The 24,289-nt window shown below is 62.2% G+C and carries 24 protein-coding genes and 1 rRNA gene; 12 read left to right on the top strand and 13 right to left on the bottom strand.

Features of this window, described 5'->3' with window-relative positions:
* Position 1 precedes the first annotated feature (1 nt).
* From B2G88_RS02450 to B2G88_RS02415, 7 genes are all read right to left on the bottom strand, one after another.
* Positions 2-433, bottom strand: a complete 432-nt coding sequence (locus B2G88_RS02450; protein WP_087713872.1) for an SRPBCC family protein — start codon at positions 431-433, stop codon at positions 2-4.
* 60 nt (positions 434-493) lie between these two features.
* Positions 494-718, bottom strand: a complete 225-nt coding sequence (locus B2G88_RS02445; RefSeq protein WP_054863657.1) for a DUF7123 family protein — start codon at positions 716-718, stop codon at positions 494-496.
* Positions 719-826: 108 nt separating this feature from the next.
* Positions 827-1,012: a DUF7525 family protein gene (locus tag B2G88_RS02440; protein ID WP_054863658.1), complete on the bottom strand. Its 186-nt coding sequence runs from the start codon at positions 1,010-1,012 to the stop codon at positions 827-829.
* 75 nt (positions 1,013-1,087) lie between these two features.
* Entirely contained in the window at positions 1,088-2,119 is a 1,032-nt protein-coding gene (locus B2G88_RS02435) for a phosphate signaling complex PhoU family protein (RefSeq protein ID WP_054863659.1), read from the bottom strand.
* A gap of 146 nt (positions 2,120-2,265) precedes the next feature.
* Entirely contained in the window at positions 2,266-3,411 is a 1,146-nt protein-coding gene (locus B2G88_RS02430; RefSeq protein WP_087713871.1) for an ATP-NAD kinase family protein, read from the bottom strand.
* Positions 3,412-3,686: 275 nt separating this feature from the next.
* On the bottom strand, positions 3,687-4,967 hold the full coding sequence (locus B2G88_RS02425; RefSeq protein WP_054863660.1) for an RNA-guided endonuclease InsQ/TnpB family protein: 1,281 nt from the start codon (positions 4,965-4,967) through the stop codon (positions 3,687-3,689).
* A 177-nt stretch (positions 4,968-5,144) separates the two neighbouring features.
* Positions 5,145-5,828 carry a competence/damage-inducible protein A gene (locus B2G88_RS02415; RefSeq protein ID WP_087713870.1) on the bottom strand — a complete coding sequence of 228 codons (684 nt, stop codon included), beginning with the start codon at positions 5,826-5,828 and terminating at the stop codon, positions 5,145-5,147.
* A gap of 103 nt (positions 5,829-5,931) precedes the next feature.
* On the opposite strand from B2G88_RS02415, the gene B2G88_RS02410 reads away from it, so the two are divergent.
* Complete coding sequence (locus B2G88_RS02410; protein ID WP_054863661.1) at positions 5,932-7,068, top strand: NAD-binding protein; 1,137 nt, start codon at positions 5,932-5,934, stop codon at positions 7,066-7,068.
* On the opposite strand, the gene B2G88_RS02405 is transcribed toward B2G88_RS02410, so the two are convergent.
* Positions 7,065-7,661: an HdeD family acid-resistance protein gene (locus tag B2G88_RS02405; protein ID WP_054863662.1), complete on the bottom strand. Its 597-nt coding sequence runs from the start codon at positions 7,659-7,661 to the stop codon at positions 7,065-7,067. The two genes, B2G88_RS02410 and B2G88_RS02405, sit on opposite strands and share 4 nt — an antisense overlap.
* 304 nt (positions 7,662-7,965) lie before the next feature.
* Here B2G88_RS02405 and B2G88_RS02400 point away from each other — a divergent pair, with 304 nt between their 5' ends.
* From B2G88_RS02400 to queC, 4 genes are all read left to right on the top strand, one after another.
* Complete coding sequence (locus tag B2G88_RS02400; protein WP_054863663.1) at positions 7,966-8,322, top strand: winged helix-turn-helix domain-containing protein; 357 nt, start codon at positions 7,966-7,968, stop codon at positions 8,320-8,322.
* A gap of 298 nt (positions 8,323-8,620) precedes the next feature.
* Positions 8,621-9,103 carry a 6-pyruvoyl trahydropterin synthase family protein gene (locus B2G88_RS02395; protein ID WP_054863664.1) on the top strand — a complete coding sequence of 161 codons (483 nt, stop codon included), beginning with the start codon at positions 8,621-8,623 and terminating at the stop codon, positions 9,101-9,103.
* Positions 9,104-9,922, top strand: a complete 819-nt coding sequence (locus B2G88_RS02390; protein ID WP_054863665.1) for a 7-carboxy-7-deazaguanine synthase QueE — start codon at positions 9,104-9,106, stop codon at positions 9,920-9,922. It abuts the gene before it with no gap.
* Between the two features lie 31 nt (positions 9,923-9,953).
* Positions 9,954-10,697, top strand: coding sequence for a 7-cyano-7-deazaguanine synthase QueC (gene queC, locus B2G88_RS02385; protein ID WP_054863666.1), 744 nt, complete (start codon positions 9,954-9,956; stop codon positions 10,695-10,697).
* 9 nt (positions 10,698-10,706) lie between these two features.
* Here the strand turns inward: queC and B2G88_RS02380 are convergent, their stop codons facing one another.
* Complete coding sequence (locus tag B2G88_RS02380; RefSeq protein WP_087713869.1) at positions 10,707-11,711, bottom strand: zinc-binding dehydrogenase; 1,005 nt, start codon at positions 11,709-11,711, stop codon at positions 10,707-10,709.
* 155 nt (positions 11,712-11,866) lie between these two features.
* Here B2G88_RS02380 and B2G88_RS02375 point away from each other — a divergent pair, with 155 nt between their 5' ends.
* Positions 11,867-12,337, top strand: a complete 471-nt coding sequence (locus B2G88_RS02375) for a hypothetical protein (protein WP_054864195.1) — start codon at positions 11,867-11,869, stop codon at positions 12,335-12,337.
* Positions 12,338-12,343: 6 nt separating this feature from the next.
* Here the strand turns inward: B2G88_RS02375 and B2G88_RS02370 are convergent, their stop codons facing one another.
* On the bottom strand, positions 12,344-13,570 hold the full coding sequence (locus tag B2G88_RS02370) for an iron-containing alcohol dehydrogenase family protein (RefSeq protein ID WP_087713868.1): 1,227 nt from the start codon (positions 13,568-13,570) through the stop codon (positions 12,344-12,346).
* A 70-nt stretch (positions 13,571-13,640) separates the two neighbouring features.
* On the bottom strand, positions 13,641-14,159 hold the full coding sequence (locus B2G88_RS02365; RefSeq protein WP_054864194.1) for a GNAT family N-acetyltransferase: 519 nt from the start codon (positions 14,157-14,159) through the stop codon (positions 13,641-13,643).
* A 138-nt stretch (positions 14,160-14,297) separates the two neighbouring features.
* On the opposite strand from B2G88_RS02365, the gene B2G88_RS02360 reads away from it, so the two are divergent.
* The 3 genes from B2G88_RS02360 to B2G88_RS02350 are packed head-to-tail and all read left to right on the top strand — an operon-like array spanning position 14,298 to position 18,244.
* Entirely contained in the window at positions 14,298-15,602 is a 1,305-nt protein-coding gene (locus B2G88_RS02360) for a Single-stranded DNA binding protein (protein WP_087713867.1), read from the top strand.
* Positions 15,599-17,410 (top strand): hypothetical protein, encoded by a 1,812-nt coding sequence (locus B2G88_RS02355; RefSeq protein WP_087713866.1) that lies wholly within the window; start codon positions 15,599-15,601, stop codon positions 17,408-17,410. The genes B2G88_RS02360 and B2G88_RS02355 overlap by 4 nt, the downstream gene beginning before the upstream one ends.
* Before the next feature lie 9 nt (positions 17,411-17,419).
* Positions 17,420-18,244: a metallophosphoesterase gene (locus B2G88_RS02350; protein ID WP_087713865.1), complete on the top strand. Its 825-nt coding sequence runs from the start codon at positions 17,420-17,422 to the stop codon at positions 18,242-18,244.
* A 169-nt stretch (positions 18,245-18,413) separates the two neighbouring features.
* On the opposite strand, the gene B2G88_RS02345 is transcribed toward B2G88_RS02350, so the two are convergent.
* Complete coding sequence (locus B2G88_RS02345; RefSeq protein ID WP_054864133.1) at positions 18,414-19,808, bottom strand: sodium-dependent transporter; 1,395 nt, start codon at positions 19,806-19,808, stop codon at positions 18,414-18,416.
* Positions 19,809-19,968: 160 nt separating this feature from the next.
* On the opposite strand from B2G88_RS02345, the gene B2G88_RS02340 reads away from it, so the two are divergent.
* On the top strand, positions 19,969-21,513 hold the full coding sequence (locus B2G88_RS02340; protein WP_087713864.1) for an acyl-CoA carboxylase subunit beta: 1,545 nt from the start codon (positions 19,969-19,971) through the stop codon (positions 21,511-21,513).
* Between the two features lie 9 nt (positions 21,514-21,522).
* Positions 21,523-21,864, top strand: a complete 342-nt coding sequence (locus B2G88_RS02335; RefSeq protein WP_054864134.1) for a hypothetical protein — start codon at positions 21,523-21,525, stop codon at positions 21,862-21,864.
* Positions 21,865-21,948: 84 nt separating this feature from the next.
* On the opposite strand, the gene rrf is transcribed toward B2G88_RS02335, so the two are convergent.
* Positions 21,949-22,070, bottom strand: a 5S ribosomal RNA gene (gene rrf / locus B2G88_RS02330).
* 241 nt (positions 22,071-22,311) lie between these two features.
* Between rrf and B2G88_RS02325 the strand changes: the two genes are divergently transcribed.
* Positions 22,312-24,144 (top strand): acetyl-CoA carboxylase biotin carboxylase subunit, encoded by a 1,833-nt coding sequence (locus tag B2G88_RS02325; protein ID WP_054864135.1) that lies wholly within the window; start codon positions 22,312-22,314, stop codon positions 24,142-24,144.
* The last annotated feature ends 145 nt before the right edge of the window (positions 24,145-24,289 follow it).

Here is a 24,289-nt window from a genome sequence, read left to right as displayed (position 1 = left end):
CCTACGTCGTCTGGACCTCCCGCTCGAGCGCTCGGCGCAGGTTCTCGAGTTCGTCGTCGAGATTGCGCTTGAAGTACTTCTCGACCCCGGGGAGTTTTCCGTCGACGATGAAGCGATTCTCGAGGCGCGTGCCCGTTTCTGTCGGCACGATTGTGTGCTCGCCGGTCACCTGCATGGCCGTTGCCTTGCCGACGAATTTGACGTATTCAGGCTCGGTTCGCGTGACGTCTTCAGTTTCGACGGTGACCGTCCGTCGGACCAATGGGATCGGCAGTTCAACGTCCCAGGTAACCTTCCGTCCAGCCGAGTCCGTGACGCGATAGTCTTGGACGACGCTAATCGCTCGAGCGCGATTTTCGGGGTCCGCGATAAACTCCCAGACGCGCTCGGGCGACGCCGACAACTCGAACGAACGCTCGACCCGTACAGTCATGGGGCTAACTCGGAGATTCTCGGGTAAAAAGGCCGTGGACCGTTGCCGCTCGAGGACCGATCAACTAACGGTGACTTTCCACGTCGTCGACCGGGCGCGTCCCCATTTTTCAATATCGACGTCCTCGGATTTCTCCGCAAGATGGGGCAGTCGTGCTCCAACCTGTTTCGACGAAAGTCCAATCGCCGCCGCGATATTCTTCGCCCGGAAGTACTGTTCGCCTCGGGCGGCACTCTCACGGAGGTGCGAAAGGATCCGCTTTTCTTCGTCGGAATAGTCAGTCATCGTCCGTACCGAATGATACGCACTCGTCGGTCTTAACAGTATTGCGTGACTGCATGAGACGGTCTGACGTCCCATCGCATCTCAGCGGTGCCTCGAGAACAACTCCGGTTAGCCCCAGAGGTGAATCGCAACGATTGCGATTGCGCTAAAGACCATTGCCGCGCCAAAGCCTGCTGCACCCTCGAGATCCGAAGCTCCAGTGATCATCAACACTGCCCCAACTGCGACGACGGCCGCACAAGCAAGGGCGACGCCGACCCCTTTGTCCGTCCCTGCGTTCGTTTCGGTAGCCATACTCGAGGGTTGTGAGTGGTGTCTCTTAAACGCACTTATTCAGGCGAAGCGACTGGACCACCTGCTCGAGGCAACTCAGTTGATCGTCGTGTGCTCGGACTCTTCGTTCAGCGCCAGATTCGCCGCGATTTCAGCGTTTCGCATCGCGTACTGGGCTGTCTGCTCGAGGCTGACGAGGACTTCTCGAACGCGAAGCAGGTCTTCGTTTGGCATCTCGGGGAGGCCATTGAGGATTTCGTCTTCGCGCTCGGTAATTTCGTGGAACAGTCCGCGGACGTGATTCGATTTATCGTAATCACGTTCGACGGCCGCTTCGACCGAAACGGTCGTAATTTCGTCGACCAGTTCGTTCATCTCGCGAATATCGCGCATCACGGAACTGTCGACGTCGATATCGTGATCCTCGGCTTCGATGACGATTTCGGCGATGTCCTCGCCGTTGTCCGCAGTCAACTCGAGGTTCTTCGCGATTGAACGGTAGCCAATCAGTGGGAAGCCGCTATCGAGACCGACAGCCCGCGCGAGATTCGGGTTCTGGTAGGCCGTAAAGATCAGGCGCAACAGGAGGACGAAGATCTTGTTCGCCTGTCGCTCGCGGTTGAGCGCTCGCTGTGCGAGGTCAGGATTGCCGTGAGCAAGGGCCTTGATTCCCTCGCCACGCATCGTCTGGCCGGTTCGCTCGAGGCGCTCGAGAAGGTTATCGAGGGTGAAGTCCTCGGGGTCGACCGAACAGCGGATAGCGATGCTTTCGGGTGTTTCCTCAATCACACCGAGGCCCATTAGTTGGGTCTCGGCCCGGTAGACGGCGTTGATGTGTTCGGATGAGAGGGCACCCTCTTTGCGTTCGATCCGGATGACGCGTCGGCCGAGGACGTACTGGGCGACGATTGCCCGCTCGACCGCATCGGCACTGAGATCGTCGGCGTGGATGATCGCTTCCGTTTCCTCAGAGCTGGCGGATTCGGGCATGACCGTCAGCGTTCCCTTGCCACTGGTTCGCAGCGAGACTTCATCGCCTTTCTCGACATCGTGCTCGGATGCCCACTCGGCGGGGAGCGTCATCGCAAGCGTGGACGGACCGAGGCGCTGCACTTTCCGGGTTTCCATACGCTTCCGTATGCGACACCCGACCTTAATCTTGACTATATGGCCATTATTTCTCGGGGCCGTCGTAATATGCTTGAATCCAATCCGCTCATACCGGAATACCTTATATAATCTCTGTGAACAGGTGTCGAACCAGTCGATTCGATTCAGACGACCTGAATAAGCCGTGTCGTGAACCGGCCCGTCCGGACGCGAATCCAACCCCGAAGCTCATCATCAATCGTCGCATCGTCCGTATCGACGTGCAAGGCATCGATGCCGTCGAGTTTCGTCTCCGAGGCGACGACCTGGATGTCGTCAGCCTGCTCGAGGACGGCTGGCGAAAGTTGGTGGTTGCCACGCCCGAAGATGAACCCCTGCCCGCCGATTGGCGAGACGACGACCGTTACGTCTGCGTCTCGGTCGGCGAGCACCTCGAGAATGTCTGCTTCGGCGGCGTCACGAGCGAGCACGTCGCCGTCGTGCCAGATGTCGATCCCGAGCGGAGAGGGCTCGATCTCGAGTTCGGATTCGATTGCGCCGACGGTGCTTCCGGGGCCGAAGATGTAGATCCGATCGGAGTCGATTTCACGGGCGAACCCCGAGGCGAGCGAGTCGACGCTCCCGCTTGCGAGTTGCTTGCTCGACTGGAGTGCAGGGGCGACGGGAACGGGGACAATCGCCCGGAGTTCACTTCGGACCTCACCCTCGCGATAGGCATCCTCGTCGATGTCATTGACTTCGCGGAACTCGATACGCTCGAACTCGGCGGCGACCCGCCCGGCATCGGCCGGCGTGACGGCGAACACAGACGAGTAGATTTTGACGCCCGCTGGCACGCCCAGCATCGGCGTTCGCTCGTGTTCGTTCTCGTCGCCTGTGTGCTCGCCTTCGACCGCCTCGAGCACGCCTGCAACGTCGACTGCCGTCCCGTCGCCGCCGACGAACAGGACGAGATCGACGCCAGCCTCGAGGAAGGCGCGAACGGCTGCTCGTGTGTCTTCGGCGGTGGTTTCCGCGCCGTCGCTCGTCGACGCTGACTCCTCGCGAGTAGCAGCGTCGCCAGCAGCTGTGACGACTTTCGGCTCGAAACCCGCGTCTCGAGCCGCCTCCTCGCCCATGGTGTCAGCCGCAGTGTAGAGCGTACAGTCGGGTGCGTGACGACGGAGTGACTCGAGTGCGTCACGGGCTCGAGCCGGTGCGCGTGGCTGTGCACCGCGTTCGCGTGCTTCCTCGAGTTTGCCGTCGGTTCCTTTCAGGCCGACGCGACCGCCCATGCCCGCGATTGGATTGACGACGACGCCCACGTCCATACACTGTCTCGGGGAGCATGCCCAAAAGGTGCCCCGGTGTCCGCCAGCAGTTACAGCCATGTTTCTGAACAATTAAGAGGTCCCGGGACGGACCGCCGGGTATGACCGAACTACCACACGCCGTACTCGAGACGACACTGCCAATGGACATCGCCGGCTGGGGAACCCTGGCACTGAGCCTGCTCGTCGCAGTCGTCTGGCTCGTCTACCTCTACCGTTGACATCCTCCCCGCGCTGAAGCGCGAGGATTCCCGACCGCATTGGGATATTGTGGTTTACGACGTGACCCGTTCTTGAGGCGCGAATGCGCCAGTTTCCTTGTCAAACAGGTACGTCGATGGCTGTGCCAACCAGCCGTTACTCCTATCTCCCCCATCGAAGGCAAGATTCGGAGATACTTTTTGTCGAATGTTCTCAGCACCGTTCACATCAGCGTTCGCCACCGTCCCGCAGTCATCGCACACGTACAACCCGCGTTCAACACGGTTCGCGTCACGCTTTCGTCCACAGCACGAACACGACTTTGACGTATCACGCTCAGATACCTCCTCAACCGTGATGCCTTCCATCTTGGCCTTATATTCGAGCAGATTGGTGAACCGGTCGAATGCCCACGAGTGCAAGTCAAGGTTGCCGTGTGTGCCCCAGTTCTTCGACTTGCCGTTTTCCTCGTCCTCGCGGACACCGGAGAGATCGCCCACCACGATGGTTCCCACTCCCTCGTCCACACATCGTTCAACGATGTGTTTTGAGAGTGTGTGGAAGTAGTGTGTGCGACGCTCCGATTTCTTGTGGCTCAATCGCGTGGCTTGCTTGGAGTCGGAGTCGTCACACTGAGCGAGTCGCTTGCTGAAGTAGTAGTCGTCTTGCTTCAGGGAGTTGAGTGGGTACAGTTCACTGTGGCCGTCCTCGTAGGCGAGCGCGGCGAAGTTGTTGATACCGAGATCAACACCGACGGTCTTCTCGCCGCGAGAGTCGGCCACCTCAATCTCGACGTTGCACACGAAGTGCAACTCCCACTCCTCGCCAGTCCAGACGGCCCGCACTTGCTGGACGTTCTCCACGGCAGAGAGGTCAACATCGGGCTGCGTCTGGTACTCACAGAGGATGAAGTCCGACCAGTAGTCCTTGAGGTTTGAGCCTTGGGAGAGTCGAACACGGTTGTACTGGGTGTCGAGTTTGAAGCCAGCGGCTTTGAACGTGACCGTGCTTCGTGGGTGGTCGTCACCGTGTTTGCGGTAGCCGGGCGAGTTTGCTCGTGTGTCTCCGTTGCGTCGTTTGCCGTACCAGCCGTTGAACGCCTCAGCGAGTTCTTGAAGGACTCGCTGACTTGACTGAGAATGCAGGTCATCGTAGCGTTCGTGACTCTTGAGGTAGGCGGTGAGTTCGTCGTGTTCTGGGATATAGTCGATTTCATCCCAGACTCGACTGCACGTCCACCGTCCGACGTTCCAGAGTTTACTGGCAGCGAACCCGAGCGAATCGAGGTCGTCAGACACCTGTGGCTGGTTCCTGATGGAAGCAGTGTAGGTGCGCGTAACGACCTGTTTCGCCATACGTAATCTATGTTGGCAAACCTACTTGAAGGCATGGATTATCCAGCGTGGAATATCCTGCCGTGGCATGAACGGTGGTTTGTGAAGGGGAGTGTCGGATTCATCCCCGCCCTGAAGGGACGGGGCTTTCTCCTTGACTCTCCGTAAGACCTGCTCTCACCCGACTCGAGCCGCCTCTCACGCCGTCTCGACGTGCTCGCGAAGCCATGCGGCTGCAGCCTCGGCTATCTCCTCGTCGGTGCTTTCGACCGTGAGTCGAACAGACTCGCCGGGATAGCTCCCGACAGAGACATCGAACCGGTCCTGAACCTCTGCAAGACGGTCGAGTAGTGCACTTTCGGGTTCGTCAGCGACGACTTCCACCAAATGAGTCGTCGTCCCCGAAAACTCCGATTTGATCGACTCGAACATCGCCCGCATCTCCGTCGGAACACCAGGAAGGACGTACACGCCCTCGAGCGTTGCGCCCGGTGCGACGCCAACGTCATTGTGCAGGGCTCGCGCGCCCTCCGGGAGTGCCGCTGTGCCCTCCGTCAATTCCGCACGCGAGTAGCCATCTTCCTCGAGCCAGGCGAGCGCTTCCTCGTGCTCCTCGAGTGAGCGCCCAAGTGCGGCGGCGATGCCCGCCATGGTCACGTCGTCGTGAGTTGGCCCGAGTCCGCCCGTGACGATGACAGCGTCGTACTCGGCGCGATACTCGTTGACGACGCGGGCGATAGCTGCGATACGATCAGGCACGGTCGTGACCCGCTCGACAGTGGCTCCACGGTCGGCGAGGCGTTCACAGAGCCAGGTGGCGTTCGTGTCCGTGGTGCGCCCGGCAAGCAGTTCGTCTCCGACGGTGACGACCGCGACGTTCATAGACTGGCGTTAGGGCGTGAGCCTCAAAACGATATCTACAGCAGTAACCAGACTCGAGCGTTCGTCACTCGTCTTTCTTTAGTCCAGACGTGGTCGCTCGAGTATGGCTCACGTCAGCGGCCCTCGCGGCCGAACCGTCCACCTCGCTGTGGTCCTCGTCACCGCTGTTGCGTTCGTCTCCATCGCGACAGGACTCGCAGCGATGGTCACCGATCCGACGCTCGAGACTGGCTTCCACACGCCGACACTCGCGACTGCGACCGGTTTTAGCGGCGTCCTCGTCGGCTTTGCGCTCCTCGGTGCGAGCTGGGGAATGCGCCGTGGCTTTCGGGTTGCCTACCTCGCTGCAATCGTCCTTGTCGTTCTCGCGGCGACACACGGCATCGTCCAGACGCGGCTCCTGTCGATTCCACTCGTTGTGTTCTCTCTCGTCGTCACCGGGTTGCTCGTCCGCTGGCGCACTGAAACGCCGTTTACGCGCTCGGTTACACTGACGGAGTCACAGATCGGTGCGGTGCTTGCGGTCGGCAGCGTGGTCTGTTACGGAACCATTGGCTCATACGTCCTCAGAGCTGATTTCGAGGGTGTCGACTCGCTCATCGACGGCCTGTACTTTACGCTCGTCACGGCGAGCACCGTTGGCTACGGCGACATCCACGCGAGTACCGAGGTCGGACGGCTGTTTGCCATTTCGCTCGTATTGCTCGGCCCCGCAAGCGTCGCCGCGATTGCCGGCTCGCTTATCGGCCCCTCAATCCAGTCGTACTTTACGCGCGCCGGTGCTCGAGCCGCAAACGTTGAACGTCCGTCAAATGGCGAGCAGTTCCTCCTGATCGGCACGTCCACACCCGGAGACCAACTCGTCTCCTCGCTCTCGAGGCAGGCGTCTCTCACTGTTGTCACCGCGGACGAGGACTGGGCAACCCAACTCGAGGCCGATGGCATCGACGTGACCGTCGGCGACCCAACGGACGAGGGGGTCCTCGAGCAAGCGAGACCGACCGACTTAACCGCAATTGTGGTTGCGACTGACGCCGAGGAGACGCCGTACACTGTTCTCGCTGCTCGGCGACTCGACTCGAGTGTGCGTCTCGTTGCGCTCGTCGACGGCAAGCGAGAGCAAGACGTTGCGGAGTTAGGCGCGGACGTGACTATCGATCCGGCACACGTTCTCGAGTGGACGACGACCGCTGCAGCGCTCGGGACGGCGTTCGAGTCGGTCGATAAAAGAGGTGATTAGGCACGTCGTGGTTCGGCTGCTGGTGGCGTCACGTCGTCTTCGTCCATGTCGCGGCCGCTGTAGGCGACGGCGACCATGGAGATGCCGGTCATGACCAGTGCAACACCGACGACAGCGCCGATGAGCCAGGTTGCATCGACGGGGAAGCCCGACCAGAGGAACGCCGCCAGCACGAGCGAGACGGCTCCGCTTGCGGCAATCCAGCCGCGACCAGATTCGCCAGCCATCCGGAGGCTCATCCAGAGTTCCGTTGCGCCATCGACGATCAGGTACGCGATGACGAGGATGGTCAGACTCACGAGTCCGATCACGGGGTTTGCAAGCAGAATCACTCCCGCAGCGACTGAGATGGCCGCGAGTGCAAGTTGCCAGAGCCGTCCAGTCCAGTCACCAACCGTAAAGACGTGACCAGCGTGGATGAGGCCGCCGACGACGAGCGCTGCCCCGAGGATATACGTGAGTGCGATGCCAGTCGCAAACGGAACGACGAGCGCGAGCACGCCAGCAAGTGCGATGAGTCCGCCCGCGAGTGCGAGCGTTCGCCAGCCGTTTTGGATCTCTCCGGTTTCGGTTGTCGTGGGTACTGTGTCCATGATACCACCAAGTATACTATTGGACGTGTGAGTACATATACAATTCTCGCGATTTGACAGTCTGTCTACTGAACCAACCAGTCAGCCGAACCTGAAACAACATATACTCGAGTCCGTACTGGACTCAAACGCTGGCTAGCGGTTTCGGAAACGCGGGCGAAAACAGGGGGTGGATTGGCGGATACGACAACGGAAGAACAGATTCGGGACGCCGGTGGACTATGCAGCGACAGCGAAGGTCGGTATAAAGAAACACTCGATATAACCATAAGATTCAATTCATGGAATTAGATATTATTCACTTATGTCTTCGCACCGGACGGAACAAACTGAACCAAATTCACCGACGGTCCTTTCGGCACTCGGGAACAAATACAGCGCCGAAATTCTCTGTGCGGCCGGGACACCGAAATCAGCACAGACACTGAGTGAGGATATCGAAATCCCAATCGCGACCTGCTATCGCCGCATCGAGGAACTTGTGGATGCAGGGCTGTTGACCTGTGAAGGCCGACAACTCTCGGAAAAAGGCCGCCGAACGAACATCTATCGGCGAACCGTCGACGAACTCGAGGTTGACTTCTCCTCGGATCGGCCGGCGTTCTCGCAGAAACGCCGGACCGAGGCGAAAAACCAGATCCAGGACAAACTCGGGGAGTGACCGCGTCGAGAACAGCTCAGAAACGTTCTGGTGTGGGATGGGGGGCAGTTGCTGTTGGAGATCGGTGTGGGTGGGACCACAACGGCGCGTTGCGGTGACAATCGGAAACGGACTGGCAACTGTAGGAGATTGGCCCGGTGACGGGCCGGTTACGAGCGAGTTGACCGCTCGAGAGCCTGATTTTCAACACGCGAGTACTAAACGACACAGCGAGCACGCCGTGCGTTCGAATGCAAGTCGCAGTCGACCGACTCGCGGTAACGGTCATCCTTAAGTATTCTCAAGAGAATACCCGAGTATGACTCACTCGCTGGACTCCGCCAAACGTGCTGACGGCGCTGAGGCAACCGACACGCAGATCGTCGGCACCGAACGTGTCCTTCACGTTGGACGAGATCGTCCAATCCGTATCAGCACGGGCCATCGGCTGCTCCATCACGACGGCAAGTGTTCTCGACCACACGGTCACAACTACGAGGTCACCGTCGCGCTTGCCGGCGAACTTACCGCAGAGGGATGGATCGCCGACAAAGGAGATATTACCACAGTAATCGACGAGTGGGATCACATGTTCTTACTCGAGGCCGGTGATCCGCTGATCGAGGCGTTCGAAGCGGCCGGCGACGCGGACAGTCTCATCGTCCTTGAGCAGCCGCCGACGGCCGAAGTGATGAGCGTCGTCTTGGAGCGGAAACTCGAGGCTGCACTTCCCGAGACGGTCACCGACGTTGCTGTGCAGGTTACTGAAACGAGCGAACTCTGCGGAGGGAGCGGATTCTGAATGCCGGTCTCCGACTCGGCCGACGGGCACGTGGATGACGGCGACCAGGCGGCAGCCGACATCGACGGCCCCGCCCTCCCCATCAACGAACTGTTCACCTCGCTGCAGGGCGAAGGGACGCTCGCCGGCGTCCCGTCCGTCTTCGTCCGCACGAGCGGCTGTAACCTCCGTTGTTGGTTCTGTGACTCCTATCACACCTCCTGGGAACCGACTCACGCCTGGCTAGGACTCGAGGAGATCATCGCCGAAATCGAGTCCTTCGACGCCGACCACGTCGTCCTCACCGGCGGCGAACCGCTGTTGCACGAGGAAAGTGTCGCCCTGCTCGAGGCCCTCGACGACCGGGGCTATCACACGACCGTCGAGACAAACGGCACGATTGATCGCGACGCACCCATCGATCTCGCCTCAATCAGCCCCAAACTCGAGAGCAGTACGCCGACGCCAGCGCGCGCTCCGGACGGCGGGGGTGCGAGCGCAAACGGGAGCAAGAACGAGGGCGAGTGGGAACAGCGACACGAAGCCAACCGGATCGACCTCGAGGCACTCGCGGCGCTCGTCGAGGCGACCGACTTTCAGTTGAAGTTCGTCGTCACAGACGAGAGCGACATGGACGAAATCCTCGAGTTACTTGCAGATCTCCGCGACGCTGCCGACGTTCCCGTTCCCGACCAGAACGTTCTCCTGATGCCCGAGGGCGCAACTCGCGAGCGCCTCGCAGAGACACGCAATCGAACCGCCGACCTCGCCCTCGAGTACGGCTTTCGCTATACGCCGCGCCTGCACGTCGATCTCTGGAACGACGCGCCCGAGACGTAGACTGTTGAGACGACTACTGACCTACCCGACCATGACCACCGACTCCGACACCACCGACGACACCGAATCGTCCGCCGACCACCCCCGCGCCGTCGTCCTCCTCTCAGGCGGCATGGACAGCGCCACCGCCGCCTTCGAGGCCCACGAGCGCGGCTACGAGGTGTACGCCCTGCATACGTCCTACGGCCAACGCACCGAGGATCGCGAACTCGAGTGTGCGCGCCAACTCGCCGATGACGTCGATGCTGCGGACTTCCTCCAAATCGAAACCGGCCACCTCGCAGCTATCGGGGCCTCGAGTCTGACCGACGACGAACTGGACGTTTCGGACGCGGATATGGAGAGCGACGAGATTCCCACCTCGTACGTCCCGTTCAGAAACGCGAACCTGCTCGCGATGGCAGTCTCCTACGCCGAGGCCAACGACTGCGAGGCGGTGTTTATCGGCGCACACAGCGAGGACTTTTCGGGGTATCCGGACTGCCGGCCCGCCTTCTTTGAGGCGTTCGAGACCGTCGTCGACGTGGGGACGAAACCCGAGACCGACATCGCAATCGAAGCCCCGTTCGTCGAGTGGTCGAAGACCGATATCGCGGAGCGCGGCGTCGACCTCGAGGTGCCCTACGAGCATACCTGGAGTTGTTACCGCGAGAACGAGCCAGCCTGTGGCACCTGTGATGCCTGTGCGTTCCGCCTGCAGGCGTTTCAGCACATCGGCGTGCGAGATCCAATCGAGTACGCACAGCGTCCGTCGTACGTCGACGACCCCGCGTAGGTGCATGGGCTACTCAGCGACCAGCAACAGCTTCCCGACGAAATCGCCCTCCTCCGCGCGACGGTGGGCGTCTGCGACCTCCTCGAATGCGTACCGGTCGTCGATGTGGGGCTCGAGCGCACCGTTGTCGACCAGTGTTGCGATGGTCTCGAGTTCGTCGCCGATGCGTTCTTGCCGGTCGCCCAGTAGTACCGGGAGGATCACGAGCACGACGCCCAACTCGAGCGAGTTGGCGTGCATCGGTGCGAGATCTAGGTCTTGGGCAGCGCTGGACTCGGTCGTCACAACGGTCCCGAACGGCCGGACCGCCTCGAATGCGGTCTCGAGGTGGTCGTCGCCGACGGGATCGAAAACAGTATCGAAGCCGCCGCCGGTGGCGTGCTCGGTGACGTACTCCTCGACCGCCGTATCGGTGTAGTCGACGGTCACGTCTGCGCCGAGTTCTGTGGCGAGGTCGCGCTTTGCCTCGCTCGAGGCCGTCGCAGTTACGTCTGCGCCAAACCAGTCGGCGAGTTGAACACCAATGTGGCCGACACCGCCGGTCGCGCCGTAGATGAGCACCTCGTCGCCGATGTCGACCGTCGTCTTGTCGGCGAGCATCTCCCACGCGGTGAGCGCGACGACCGGGAGCGCGGCGCTGTCCGCGAGCGGAATCGAGTCGGGGGCGTGTGCGAACGTGCCCGCGTGGCCGACGACGTAGTCAGCGAGTGCACCCTGTCGACCCGCGCCGCCGGGCATGCCGTAGACCTCGTCGCCCGATTCGAACGCGTCGACGTTCTCGCCGACCGCATCGACCACGCCGGCAACGTCGCAGTGCAGCGTGGCCGGGAACTCGGGCGCGAAGTCGGGAATGTTGCCGCCACGAATCTTGTAATCGACCGGGTTGACGCTCGAGGCCACGACCTCGACGCGGATCTCGTCGGGGCCGGGGTCGGGGACCTCGACAGTACTCGCCTCAAAGACGTCCGGGTCGCCATACTCCTCGATCTGGAAGGCACGCATCTCGGAAGCCATCTCGTCTCACGATGGGGGTTCCGGCGCAGTATAGCCCGTGCTTGCGGCGGCACCTGCTGGTGCTCCGCAGAACCGGCAGCCCGCCATGCCAGCCGAAACCTGTTAGCTTCTGAGAGTAATGTTGACTATCATCGACGGTTATCGTATACGTATCGATGGCTGCCAGCCTCCTCGAGTGGGTTTGCGACGAAGACGGCGACTGGACGACGCCGACGGGTCGCCGAGGCGAACTCGTTGCACTCGTCGTCACGCTCCCCGTTGCGCTCTGGTTCGTCACCGGTCGCGACGGGTTTGCGTGGCCACAGGGCAACACGGCCTGGCTGGCCGCAACCGTCGGTCTCTGGTGTGGCTACGCCTACGCCGTTCACTATCGAGAGCCGATTGTCGAGTACCTTCTGGAGAAAGACATCGGTGGGTTGACGCTGTTCACATTGTTCAGTGGCGGTCTCGGGATTTCCGCACTCGAGTTCCTTCCGGCGACCGGGGCACTCGTCGTTGCACTGCTCGTCGCTGCTGTGACGATTATCGTGATCTCATTGCTCAGACTCGTCTCGCCGCTTCACCGCGGCCTCGAGCCGGCGCGCCGCGGCGTCGAGGTACAGCCACCCGAGCGACTCGAGTCCTGAGGAGTTTCACCACGCTGCCTCGAGTACGGCTTCGATCTCTGCGACCGTCGGCTCGAGGCCTGGCGGCGCGTTTTCCATGAATCGGTCCGCGAGAACGTCCTCGGCAACCGCGGTGAACTCTGCAGGCTGGGGACCGTCGACATTCCGCAGTTGTGACGGCAACTCGAGGCCATCGCGGATCGTCGTCACCGCGTCAACGACGGCAGCGCCCTGATCTGCCGCGTTGTCTACTCCCAGCGCGTTCGCGAGCAGCCCCGCACGGGCGTCGACGCCGTCCTGTTCGAAGAGATACTCGAGGACGTGGGGCGCGACGATTGCGTGCGCTTCGCCCTGTTGTACGTCGTCCGTTCGCGTGAGGGCGTGGCCGAACGCGTGGATAATCGAGAGCGTCGTTCCACCCGGTCGCGAGATACCGTACTGGACGAGCAGAGACCCCTCGAGCAGCGTCTCGACCGTCTCGAGGTCGCGCGTGCCGTCGCCGAAGGCGCGCAGGCCGTCTGCAAATTTCTCGAGGCCGTGTCTGGCCGTCGCGTCGGTGATCGGCGTCCGGTTCGCGGCATAGAGCGTCTCGAGGCCCTTATCGAAGCCGTTCATCGCCGAGCCCGCGAGCACGCCGTCGGGCGTCGTCGCGACGAGCGTCGGATCGGCGAAGACCGCGGTCGGCATCAACCCAGGATCACTGATGCCGCCGCCCTGCTCTGCATCGACCGGACTCGAGTCCGGCGCGGCCGTGACGCCGGCACCCTGCGAGAGGTCGGCTCCGGCGAGCGTCGTCGGAATCGCGACAATCGGAACGAGACCCTCGTCTGGTACGGTAATCGTCCCCGTTTCGGCGAACTCCGCGGCGACGTCTTCGTGGGTACGGTCGTTCGCCGCGAGCACGCTGATCACTTTTGCCACGTCCAGACTGCTGCCCCCGCCGAGGCTCACGAGCGCGTCGGCATTCTCTCGCTCGAGGCGTTCGCGGCCGTCGAACGCCGTTCCGAGCCGTTTCTCGGCCGTCGTCCCATCGAACACGCCCGCAAGTCGGTCGCCGAGGCCCTCACAGACGGGATCGATTACGGCGGGCGTGTTCCCGACCGTCGAGCCACAGACGACCAGCGCGCGCTCGAGGCCGTGGCGCTCGAGTTCGTCTGCGAGATCAGCGACACAGTTCGGGCCGAATCGAATCGTCGCGGGGTCGTACGCGAAGCGACTTGCCAGAGTAGGGTCGCTCGAGTGTGCGGTCTCCATACCCGGGTGTACGTGGTGGACGGTGGTAAAACGAGACACTCTGCCGGTCGCGAAAAAGGGGCGGGCGAACTTAGAGCGGGCGAGCCATCTCGTACTCGCCGCGCTCGCGCAGCGTCGTCTCGAAGCCGGCAGATCGGTAGAGGTTCATCGCGATCCGATTCGTGCGTGCCACGGAGAGCCAGACGTGGGTCAGTCCGTGGGACTGGCCGTGCCCGAGGAGTCCGCGAATGAGGTGGGTGCCGATCCCCGCCGACTGGTAGTCGGGATGGACGAAAATCGCGAGTTCCGACGTGTCGTCGTGGGGAACCAGTGCCGCGTGGCCGACCACGTCGTCGCCGTGACGGGCCACGACGTTTAACCCGTCCTCGAGCAGCAGGCTGACCCATTCACGGATCCGCGGCTCCTGACGCGGCGGAAGTCCCTGTGCGCGCGACTCCTCGTCGAAGCGCGAATACATCGCGACCAGCGGCTCCGAATCGTCGGCATGAGAGTCAATCGTAATCGAGCGGTCCTCGTGGTCGGTGAACCGCCTCGGCGGGCGCGAGAACTGCGTCGGTTGGTCGCAGTCCTGATCGGTAGCGAGGGCCATACTGGACAATCGGCTGCCAGTGACCTAAGACGCCCACACCATTCCCGGTGACTGGGAGCGACGAACGCCGGTTGTCGGCAGATCACGAGGCGTGTCTCGCGGGAACGCTTTTAAATCCACCACACCAATTACGGACGAATGGAACTCGAGAATCATGCCGAGGATCTTGCCTCCGACCTCGGTGTCGACAAAGAGGAGGTCACAGCCGACCTGCAGAACTTAGTGGAGTACAGCGTGCCAATCGACGAGGCCAAACAGAGCCTTCGCCGGAAGTACGGCGACGGAAGTAGTGCCGGTGGCGGCACGCCGTCAGCCAAGGACATCGCCGACATCACGCCCGACGATAGCAGCGTGACTGTTACGGGTGTCGTCCTCTCTGCTGGCAAGCGGTCGATCCGCTACCAGGGCGACGATCACGTCATCGTCGAGGGCCGCCTCGCAGACGAGACCGGCACGGTCGATTACACCTCGTGGGAGGACTTCGGTCTCTCGCCGGGCGACACCATCACCGCGGGCAACGCGAACGTCCGCGAGTGGGACGGCGAACCCGAACTCAACCTCGGCGAGAGCACGTCCATTTCGTTCGATGAGGACGGACTCGAGGTACCCCACGAAATCGGCGGGGAATCCGACCTCGCCGACCTCGAGACGGGCGACCGCGCGGCAACTGTCGAGGTCTCCGTCGTGGAGTGCGAACGCCGGACAATCGATGGCCGCGACGGCGAGACAGATATCCTGAGCGGCGTCTTCGGCGACGAGAGCGGCCGACTGCCCTTTACGAACTGGGACCCTGCTCCGGAGATCGAAGACGGCGGAACGGTCCGCATCGAAAACGCCTACGTCCAGGAGTTCCGCGGCGTCCCCGAAGTCAACGTCTCGGAGTTTTCGACGGTTGCCGCACTCGAGCGCGAGATCGACGTGGGCGCGGACACGACAACGATGGGCGTCGGCGAGGCCGTCCGCACGGGCGGCGTCTACGACGTGGAAGTCGTCGGCAACGTCATCGCCATCCGCGACGGCTCGGGGCTCATCCAGCGCTGTCCCGAGTGCTACCGCGTCATCCAGAAAGGCCAGTGTCGAACCCACGGCAGCGTCGACGGTGTCGACGACCTGCGCGTCAAAGCCATCGTCGACGACGGAACCGGTACCGTCACCGCCGTGTTGGACGACGAGATCACCGAAGACGTCTACGGCGGCACCTTGGACGATGCGCTCGAGGCCGCCCGCGAAGCGATGGACCAGGAAGTCGTCGCCGACACAATTCGTGAGGAAATCGTCGGCCGCGAGTACCGCGTCCGCGGGCACCTCTCGGTCGACGAGTACGGCGCGAATCTCGACGCCGAGTCCTTCGCCGAGAGCGACGACGACCCCGAAACGCGCGCGAGCGCGTTCCTCGAGGAAATCGATGGAACTGCCGCCGAACTCGAGGAGGTGGACGCATGAGCGCCACCGACGAGGACGAGGTAATTCCCGGACGCGAAGTCGCCTACCGGCTCTTTGCGGCCGAGTACGACGACGCCTCCGTTTCGCACACCGAAAGCGACGAAGAGCGCGCGCCGAACTACGTCATCGCCCCGACCGGCGCGCGAGTCAACCGCCTGTTCGCGGTCGGCACGCTGACCGAGATCACCGCGGTTAACGACGAAATGCTTCGCGCACGCGTCGTCGACCCGACGGGCGCGTTCGTCGTCTACGCCGGCCAGTACCAGCCCGACGAACTCGCCACGCTCGAGTCCCTCGAGCCGCCCGCGTTCGTCGCGGTCACCGGCAAGGCCCGGACGTTCCAGCCCGACGATTCGGACCAGGTGTACACCTCGATCCGGCCCGAAAGCATCGCGACGGTCGATGCCGACACCCGCGACCGCTGGGTCGTCAGCGCGGCCGAGCAGACGCTCGAGCGAATCGGGACCTACGCCGCTGCAGCCAACGTAGACGCGGGCGGCGAGGAGCTGAGCGACGCGCTTCTCGAGGCCGACGTCGAACCCGGTCTCGCGGCGGGAATCCCGCTCGCACAGGACGCCTACGGGACGACGCCGTCGTATCTCGCCGCCCTACGCGACTGCGCCGAGGAGGCCGTCGAAGTCGTCGCCGGCGAGCGCGATCAGGTCGGGTCGTTCACCGCCCAGCCGGAGCAGTCAGCGCCCGACTACGACGCCGCGACGTTTGACTCGCTTTCGGCGCTCTCGAGTCTCGACCTCAAGGCGCTCGAGGCGGCGGTTCCGGACGAGCCGTCGGACGCCGCGTCTATCGAGACGTCCGCAGAAACCGAATCTGTTGGCACTGAGTCCATCGACGACTCGTCTGTCGCTGGAACTGCAACCGGATCGACTGAGTCGACCGCTGAACCCGTTGACATCGACGCTGAGTCGGAACTCGAGGAGTCGGAATCAGCGACTGCTGACGCCAGCGACGACCTCGAGAGCGAAGCGGAGACTCCAAGCGAGTCAGCGCCGGACAGCGAATCCGAACCCGACGTGGAACCTGCATCCGACTCCGGCCCCGAAGCGGAACCAGCGTCCGAACCCGAGCCAGAGTCGGACCCTGACGCCGCCGAGACTGAATCAGATCTCGAGAGCGAGTCTGCGTCATCGGCAGCGACAGCCGAGACGGACGAGACAACGGCGACGTTCGACGAGGCGGAGGCCGCCGCAGACGCCGACGACGACCTCGGCGACTTCGATGCCGGTGACACCGGCATGTATGAGATGGACGACGACGAGCGCGAACAACTCGAGGAGCAATTCGGCGCGGAGTTCACGACCGGTTCGGAGGTCGAAGAACCCGGCGAGGCCGGTATTGACGTTGAAGTCGATGCTGAACCCGATGAGCCAGCCGCCGACGATGCTGCGGCAGGCGAACCTGTAGACACTGCTGCAGACGGCGCTGACGATATCGCCGATGCCGACGACGACATTGGAGTTCCGCCAGAGTCAGGCCTCGAGGCCAGCGAGTCCGACGAGTCCGACGCTGACAGCGAGTCTGCCGAGGCGTCGACAACCGAAGACGAAACGGCGGACGATGGCGACGACGCCGATGATGACGAACCCGCCGAGGATGTCGATCTGCAGGACTACGTCATCGACACCATGAGCGACCTCGACGACGGCGACGGAGCCGACCGGTCGGAGCTCGTCGATACCGTTGCGAGCGAGATCAGCGTCTCCGAGGACGAGGTCGAAGACGCGATTCAGGACGCGCTCATGGGTGGGCAGTGTTACGAACCGAACGGCGACTCGCTGAAGCCGATCTAATCGCCGCCGATGACTCGAGGGCGTCGCGTCCGCGTCGAACCCGTCCCCGGCGAGCCAGCCGCGACGGCCACAGTCGACGGTGAGCGCGCGCTGCTCGTCGCGGACTACCACGCCGGCTACGAGGCCGGCCTGCGATACGAGCGCGGCGTCGACGTTCCGAGCAAGGCACCCGAACGTCGAGAGCGACTGCTCGCGCTCTGTGAGCGAACGGCGGCCGACCGACTCGTCGTCCTCGGCGATCTGATGCACTCGATTGGCGACCCCGGCGGGGCCGAACGCGGCGAACTCGAGGTCTTGCTCGAGTCGCTTCCAACGACTATCGACGTCACAGTCGTCAAGGGCAATCACGACGGGAACCTCGAGACGTGGTTCGGAGCCGACGGCGACGCGGAAGTTGGTGATCCCAACGCGAGCGTCAGCGTCGTTCCCGGCGATGGCATCGCCCTTGACGGCATCGGCGTCTGTCACGGCCACACCTGGCCCGCAGCTGACGTTCTCGAGTGCGACGTACTCTGTTGTGGCCACGAACATCCCTGCGTACGCCTCAAGGACGAAGTCGGCGGCAGTCGCGTCGAACGCGCGTGGCTCCGCGGGCGTGTCGATCCGACGCCGTTTCGCGACCACGGCGGCTACGAGGACGTTTCGTGGCTCGCGGACTCGAGTGCGGAACCGCCGCGACTGGTGGTCCTGCCGGCGTTTAACGACCTCGTGGGTGGGACGTGGATCAATCTCGCAGCGCAGTCGTTTCTCTCGCCGTTTTTACCCGATGGAATCGCGGACGGTGAGGCGTATCTCCTCGATGGAACACGGTTGGGGCCGTACGAGTCAGTGTGAGTCACGCTCGGTCGATGTGCCGGTGACGATGCTAGCGGAGCCAGAAACACAGCGGCAGCTAATACAAACTCGAGCGGAGCGGTTTGACTGGCGACGGTTGGGACTCTCGAGCGTTGTATCGGCGCTGAAAAATGATTGATGTGTCGCTGCGTTGGTGGTCTATACTGGGTTAGAGGTTCTCGTCGAGCCAGCCAGCGAAGTCCCCCGTCAAGAAATCGACGTAGTCGACGATGCCGAGTGCCAGCGTGACGATGAGGACGATAATGATCGGGATTCGAACGACCCAGATCCATGCCTGGCCGAGCGAGCCGAGATCGCCAATGCCTTTCGAGAGTTCCTTGACGGCGAAGTTCGGTGCGATCCAGCCAACCAGAATCATCAACACCAGCGCGCCGAACACGAGCAAGATGCCGTCGGCGAACAGGTCCAGCAGGTCAAGGAAGATCAGATCGTAGGTTACCGGCACGCCAAGCAAGTAGATGACACCACCCATCCCGAGGGCTGCCTTCCAGCGCTCGACGTTTTTCTCATCGATTACGTACGCGGTGACGACCTCGAGGAGCGAAATTGCACTCGAGAGTGCGGCGATTGCGACGGTTCCAAAGAAGACAAGCCCAAGGATGTGCCCACCGGAGATGTCAGCGAACGCTTGGGTCATCGAGATGAAGATCGCTCCGGCACCACCCTCACCCGGCTCGGTGATCCCAGCCGAAAAGAAGACCGGGAAGACGACCAGCCCGGTCAAGAATGCGATACCGGTGTCGAACCCGATGATCGTCCCAGCGTCTTTGGTCAGATTTCGATCCTCACCGAGGTAGGACGCGTAGGTGATCATCACACCCATGCCGAGCGAAAGCGTAAAGAACGCCTGTCCAGCCGCTGCTGGCAGCAGTGTCGTCCAGTTATCGGCGATGACGCTGAACTCCGGCGAGAGGTAGTACTCGTAGCCGGCTCCGGAGTCGGGAAGCGTGAACGCCCAGACCGCCATTCCAGCGAGCAGGATGATTATCGCGGGAACCATCGCTTTCGTCGCGACTTCAATACCGCGACGGATCCCGAGCGCGACGATCCCGATTGTCACTGCCATGAAGATCGTGTGGAACACGAACGCGAACAGTCCAGTCGACAGATCTCCGAACATCAACTCTGCTGCGGGTGCTCCCGCCTCAGCTGCAGCCGCTTCGTACCCCTCGAGATGGCCTGCGTAGCTTCCTCGGAAACCCTCGAGGAAGTATCGAATAAACCAGCCAGCGACGACGCTGTAGTACGAGAGGATCACGAACCCAGTGACGATGAAGACGCCGCCGATATACTTCCAGGCGTCCCCACCCAACTGTATCAGTGCGCCGACCGGGTTTCGGTCGGTGTGACGACCGACGACGAACTCGACAAGAATCGCCGGGAAGCCAACGAGTGCGACAAACAGCAAGTACACCACGAGGAATGCTGCACCACCGCCCTCACCAGTGACGAACGGGAATCGCCAGATGTTGCCAAGCCCCACCGCACTCCCGACCGCGGCGAGGATGAAGCCTGTACGTGTTGCCCATGTTTCTCGTGCCATGCTGTGTCACTTTAAAATAGCAGGACTATATAACTTTTCTAAATATGACCTATACTTGTTACTAGATTGGAGAAAGGTCGTGATAGTGTTACGGAATCCTTTTCCAGTTGGTGCTCACACAACGCGGTATGCAACCGACTGGGGTGTTCCAGACGTGACGATGGAAGACCGCATCGACGACCTCGAGGAGCGCCGCGAGGAGGCTCGCCTGGGTGGTGGCGAGGAACGAATCGACAAACAACACGACAAGGGGAAGATGACCGCTCGCGAGCGGATCGACTACTTCCTTGATGAGGGCACGTTTACGGAGTTCGACCAACTCCGGACCCACCAGACGAGCCAGTTCGGAATGGAAGAACAGAAGATTCCGGGCGACGGCGTCGTCACGGGCTACGGGAAGGTCAACGGCCGGACGACGTTCGTCTTCGCACACGACTTTACCGTCTTCGGCGGCTCGCTCGGCGAGGTGTTCGCCGAGAAGATCTGCAAAGTCATGGATATGGCCATGGAAGTCGGTGCGCCCGTGATCGGGCTCAACGACTCCGCAGGCGCACGCATTCAGGAAGGCGTCAAGTCCCTCGCTGGCTTCACCGAAATCTTCAACCGAAATCAGGAAGCCAGTGGCGTTATCCCACAGATTTCGGGGATCATGGGGCCCTGCGCGGGTGGAGCCGTCTACTCGCCGTCGATTACCGACTTCATCTTCATGGTCAAAGACACGAGTCACATGTACATCACCGGCCCCGGCGTTACCAAGACCGTCACCGGCGAGGACGTGACTCACGAGGAACTCGGCGGCGCGATGACTCACGCCGGCAAAACAGGCGTCGCCCAGTTCGCCTGCGACAGCGAAGAGCAGGCACTCGACGATATGAAGCGCCTGCTCTCGTATCTCCCACAGAACAACGTCGAGGACCCGCCACGCGTCGAGCCGTGGGACGACCCCGACCGACGCGACGATGAGCTCAAATCCATCGTCCCCTCGAGTCCGCAGAAGCCCTACAACATGGTCGATGTCGTCGACAGCGTGGTCGACGAGGGCTCCTTTTTCGAAGTCGCAGACAACTTCGCGGCAGAACTCGTCGTCGGCTTCGGCCGCCTCGACGGTCGCTCGGTCGGCATCGTCGCGAACCAGCCTCGAGTCAATGCAGGCACGCTCACGGTCGACTCCTCGATGAAGGGCTCGAGATTCATACGCTTCTGTGACTCCTTTAATATCCCAATCGTGACCTTCGTTGACGTCCCCGGCTACATGCCCGGGACGGATCAGGAACACCGCGGGATCATCCGCCACGGCGCGAAACTGCTCTATGCGTACGCCGAGGCGACCGTCCCGCTGCTGACGGTTATCACGCGCAAAGCCTACGGCGGGGCCTACTGTGTCATGGCCTCGAAGAATCTCGGCGCGGACGTCAACTACGCCTGGCCGACCGCCGAAATCGCGGTGATGGGTCCACAGGGTGCGGTCAACATTCTCTATCGCGACGAACTCGCCGAAGCCGACGACCCCGACGCCCTGCGCGACGAACTCATCGAAGAGTACCGCGAGGAGTTCGCCAACCCCTACACGGCGACGGACAAGGGCTTCTTAGACGACGTGATCGTCCCCACCGAAACCCGCCCGCGACTGATCGCCGACCTCGAGATGCTGGAGACGAAACGCGAATCGAACCCGGACAAGAAACACGGGAACATCCCGCTGTAAGCGAGTTCGATGGCATCACAAAATCAGACGGAGACGACCGACGCCAGCGCGTCCACGGACACACAGGTGTGTGACGGACTCGAGCCGTCGCTCCTGTCCGAGGTCGATATCACGCTGCCTGACGACGCAGACGAGGAAGAGGCGGCGGCAATTGTCGCTGCCGTCGGCGCGCACCTGCACGATCAGGCGCTGGCCGTCGCCGCTGCAGCCGCGAGTGACCAAGAGAGCTGGGATGGCAAACGCTGGGCGTTCAGCGGCCGCGTGCGCGCTCAGCAACAACGACTCGCTCGCGTCCCTCGTGACGCGCCAACGGACGCGTGGTCGGCCGCAGGGCGGACAGATCGGTTCTGACTCTGTTCTACGCACTCGAGGCGATTACACGAGACTCGAGCACAACAGCGCGTCTGCTCGAGGTGTAAAACTGGAATATGAAGAGCAAGGCGGCGAGTCGACGTTCCCAGAGGGTCGCCCACTCCAGTAGTTGCCGACACGCAGGCGAGCTTATCTGCCGTGTTCGGGATGGGTACGGGAGGTACCTCGCCGCTGTGGCCGCCTCAGTGTGGAGTCGCACCCAGTCAAAGACTGACTGCGAGTTCATTTCAATTGTGGCGAGGGACTATTCTAAGGGTTTCGTTTCGAGACGCCTGTGTGATTGCCAGACACAGTAGCGATGGACTGTCAAAACGCGGCCAACAAGACAAATTGATTACAATCGCCGTTCTCGAGGGCCACGCAACGATGAGCACGCTATCCGTTGCGAAAAAGTAAGGTACTCGCCGGGCAACTGTTTGCGCAAGAATGTTCAGGAAGGTCTTGGTGGCGAACCGCGGCGAGATCGCCGTCAGAGTGATGCGGGCATGCGAGGAACTGAACGTCGGAACCGTCGCAATATATTCCGAGGCCGACACAGACGGTGGCCACGTTCGCTACGCCGACGAGGCGTACAACGTCGGGCCGGCCCGAGCGGCTGACTCCTATCTGGATCACGAGGCCGTCATCGAGGCCGCCCGCAAGGCCGACGCCGACGCGATCCACCCCGGCTACGGCTTCCTCGCAGAGAACGCCGAGTTCGCAGCGAAAGTCGAAGCGGCCGAGGGAATCACCTGGATCGGCCCCTCCGCAGCGGCGATGGAGAGCCTCGGCGAGAAGACTAAAGCGCGGACGATCATGGACGACGCCGACGTGCCAATCGTTCCCGGGACGACCGATCCGGTCACCGAACCCGCAGAAGTCGAAGCCTTTGGCGAGGAACACGGCTACCCCATCGCCATCAAGGCCGAAGGCGGTGGCGGCGGCCGCGGGATGAAGGTCGTCCGCGATGAAAGCGAGGTCGAAGACCAACTCGAGAGCGCCAAACGCGAGGGTGAGGCCTACTTCGATAACGACTCGGTCTACCTCGAGCGCTACCTCGAGCACCCGCGTCACATCGAAGTCCAGATTCTGGCCGACGAACACGGCAACGTGCGCCATCTGGGCGAACGGGACTGCTCCCTGCAGCGGCGTCACCAGAAGGTCATCGAGGAGGGCCCCTCGGCGGCGCTAACGGACGAACTGCGCGAGAAAATCGGCGAGGCTGCCCGCCGCGGTGTTTCCGCCGCGGAGTACACCAACGCCGGGACCGTCGAGTTTCTCGTCGAGGAAGAACCCGGCCGCAGCCCCGACGAACCGCTTGGTCCCGACACGAACTTCTACTTCCTCGAGGTCAACACGCGGATTCAGGTCGAACACACCGTCACCGAAGAGATCACGGGCCTCGACATCGTCAAGCGCCAGATTCAGATTGCGGCGGGCGAGGAAGTCGATTTCGCTCAGGACGACGTCGAGTTCGACGGCCACGCCATGGAGTTCCGGATCAACGCCGAAAACGCCGCCGAGGACTTCGCCCCCGCAACGGGCGGCACGCTCGAGGTGTACGATCCACCGGGCGGTATCGGCGTCCGCATGGACGATGCGCTGCGGCAGGGCGACGACCTCGTGACCGACTACGACTCGATGATCGCGAAACTGATCGTCTGGGGCGAGGACCGAAACGACTGCATCGAGCGCTCGCTGCGCGCGCTGCGCGAGTACGATATCGAGGGAATCCCGACGATCATCCCGTTCCATCGCCTAATGCTGACCGACGAGGCGTTCGTCGAGAGCACGCACACGACGAAGTATCTCGACGAGGAACTCGACGAGAGCCGCATCGAAGAGGCCCAGTCGCAGTGGGGCGGCGACATCGGCGATGGCTCGAGCGACGACGAGGAGACCGTCGAGCGCGAGTTCACCGTCGAGGTCAACGGCAAGCGCTTCGAGGTCGAACTCGCAGAACACGGCGCGCCAGCGATTCCGACGGGCGATGTCGACGCCGGAAATCCGTCAGGTCCACCACAGCCCGCAGGCGGCTCGAGCGATGACACAGACCTCAGCGGCGACGGTGAAACGGTCGACGCCGAGATGCAGGGGACGATTCTCGACATCGAAGTCGAGGAAGGTGACGAGGTCGCCGCCGGCGACGTGCTCGTCGTCCTCGAGGCGATGAAGATGGAAAACGACATCGTCGCCTCCCGCGGCGGAACGGTCACCGAGATCGCAATTGAAGAGGACCAGAGCGTCGATATGGGCGACGTGCTCGTCGTCCTCGAGTAGGGACAGCGACTGCCAGCACTGAACATGTGCAGGCAAACACTCACGGTCGGTGTCGCGAAACGGCAACTGCACGCGGACACAGACGGGCCTCGAGGGCTCGCGTCTCGCGTGACCGGATCGACCGTCACGAATAGTTGCGTTGGTT

This window comes from Natronolimnobius baerhuensis, assembly GCF_002177135.1.
GTDB classification, from domain to species: Archaea; Halobacteriota; Halobacteria; order Halobacteriales; family Natrialbaceae; genus Natronolimnobius; species Natronolimnobius baerhuensis.
This window is presented reverse-complemented; position numbering and strand designations above follow the sequence as displayed.

What these genes read in the sequence shown, in the direction of transcription:
- B2G88_RS02345 (WP_054864133.1), bottom strand. Translation starts at nt 19,808, where the DNA reads ATGGCACGAGAAACATGGGCAACACGTACAGGCTTCATCCTCGCCGCG.
- B2G88_RS02360 (WP_087713867.1), top strand. Translation starts at nt 14,298, where the DNA reads ATGGAACTCGAGAATCATGCCGAGGATCTTGCCTCCGACCTCGGTGTC.
- B2G88_RS02390 (WP_054863665.1), top strand. Translation starts at nt 9,104, where the DNA reads ATGCCGGTCTCCGACTCGGCCGACGGGCACGTGGATGACGGCGACCAG.
- B2G88_RS02415 (WP_087713870.1), bottom strand. Translation starts at nt 5,828, where the DNA reads ATGAACGTCGCGGTCGTCACCGTCGGAGACGAACTGCTTGCCGGGCGC.
- B2G88_RS02400 (WP_054863663.1), top strand. Translation starts at nt 7,966, where the DNA reads ATGTCTTCGCACCGGACGGAACAAACTGAACCAAATTCACCGACGGTC.
- B2G88_RS02375 (WP_054864195.1), top strand. Translation starts at nt 11,867, where the DNA reads ATGGCTGCCAGCCTCCTCGAGTGGGTTTGCGACGAAGACGGCGACTGG.
- B2G88_RS02340 (WP_087713864.1), top strand. Translation starts at nt 19,969, where the DNA reads ATGGAAGACCGCATCGACGACCTCGAGGAGCGCCGCGAGGAGGCTCGC.
- B2G88_RS02350 (WP_087713865.1), top strand. Translation starts at nt 17,420, where the DNA reads ATGACTCGAGGGCGTCGCGTCCGCGTCGAACCCGTCCCCGGCGAGCCA.
- B2G88_RS02335 (WP_054864134.1), top strand. Translation starts at nt 21,523, where the DNA reads ATGGCATCACAAAATCAGACGGAGACGACCGACGCCAGCGCGTCCACG.
- B2G88_RS02395 (WP_054863664.1), top strand. Translation starts at nt 8,621, where the DNA reads ATGACTCACTCGCTGGACTCCGCCAAACGTGCTGACGGCGCTGAGGCA.
- B2G88_RS02450 (WP_087713872.1), bottom strand. Translation starts at nt 433, where the DNA reads ATGACTGTACGGGTCGAGCGTTCGTTCGAGTTGTCGGCGTCGCCCGAG.
- B2G88_RS02435 (WP_054863659.1), bottom strand. Translation starts at nt 2,119, where the DNA reads ATGGAAACCCGGAAAGTGCAGCGCCTCGGTCCGTCCACGCTTGCGATG.
- queC (WP_054863666.1), top strand. Translation starts at nt 9,954, where the DNA reads ATGACCACCGACTCCGACACCACCGACGACACCGAATCGTCCGCCGAC.
- B2G88_RS02380 (WP_087713869.1), bottom strand. Translation starts at nt 11,711, where the DNA reads ATGGCTTCCGAGATGCGTGCCTTCCAGATCGAGGAGTATGGCGACCCG.
- B2G88_RS02425 (WP_054863660.1), bottom strand. Translation starts at nt 4,967, where the DNA reads ATGGCGAAACAGGTCGTTACGCGCACCTACACTGCTTCCATCAGGAAC.
- B2G88_RS02325 (WP_054864135.1), top strand. Translation starts at nt 22,312, where the DNA reads ATGTTCAGGAAGGTCTTGGTGGCGAACCGCGGCGAGATCGCCGTCAGA.
- B2G88_RS02440 (WP_054863658.1), bottom strand. Translation starts at nt 1,012, where the DNA reads ATGGCTACCGAAACGAACGCAGGGACGGACAAAGGGGTCGGCGTCGCC.
- B2G88_RS02370 (WP_087713868.1), bottom strand. Translation starts at nt 13,570, where the DNA reads ATGGAGACCGCACACTCGAGCGACCCTACTCTGGCAAGTCGCTTCGCG.
- B2G88_RS02445 (WP_054863657.1), bottom strand. Translation starts at nt 718, where the DNA reads ATGACTGACTATTCCGACGAAGAAAAGCGGATCCTTTCGCACCTCCGT.
- B2G88_RS02430 (WP_087713871.1), bottom strand. Translation starts at nt 3,411, where the DNA reads ATGGACGTGGGCGTCGTCGTCAATCCAATCGCGGGCATGGGCGGTCGC.
- B2G88_RS02405 (WP_054863662.1), bottom strand. Translation starts at nt 7,661, where the DNA reads ATGGACACAGTACCCACGACAACCGAAACCGGAGAGATCCAAAACGGC.
- B2G88_RS02355 (WP_087713866.1), top strand. Translation starts at nt 15,599, where the DNA reads ATGAGCGCCACCGACGAGGACGAGGTAATTCCCGGACGCGAAGTCGCC.
- B2G88_RS02365 (WP_054864194.1), bottom strand. Translation starts at nt 14,159, where the DNA reads ATGGCCCTCGCTACCGATCAGGACTGCGACCAACCGACGCAGTTCTCG.
- B2G88_RS02410 (WP_054863661.1), top strand. Translation starts at nt 5,932, where the DNA reads ATGGCTCACGTCAGCGGCCCTCGCGGCCGAACCGTCCACCTCGCTGTG.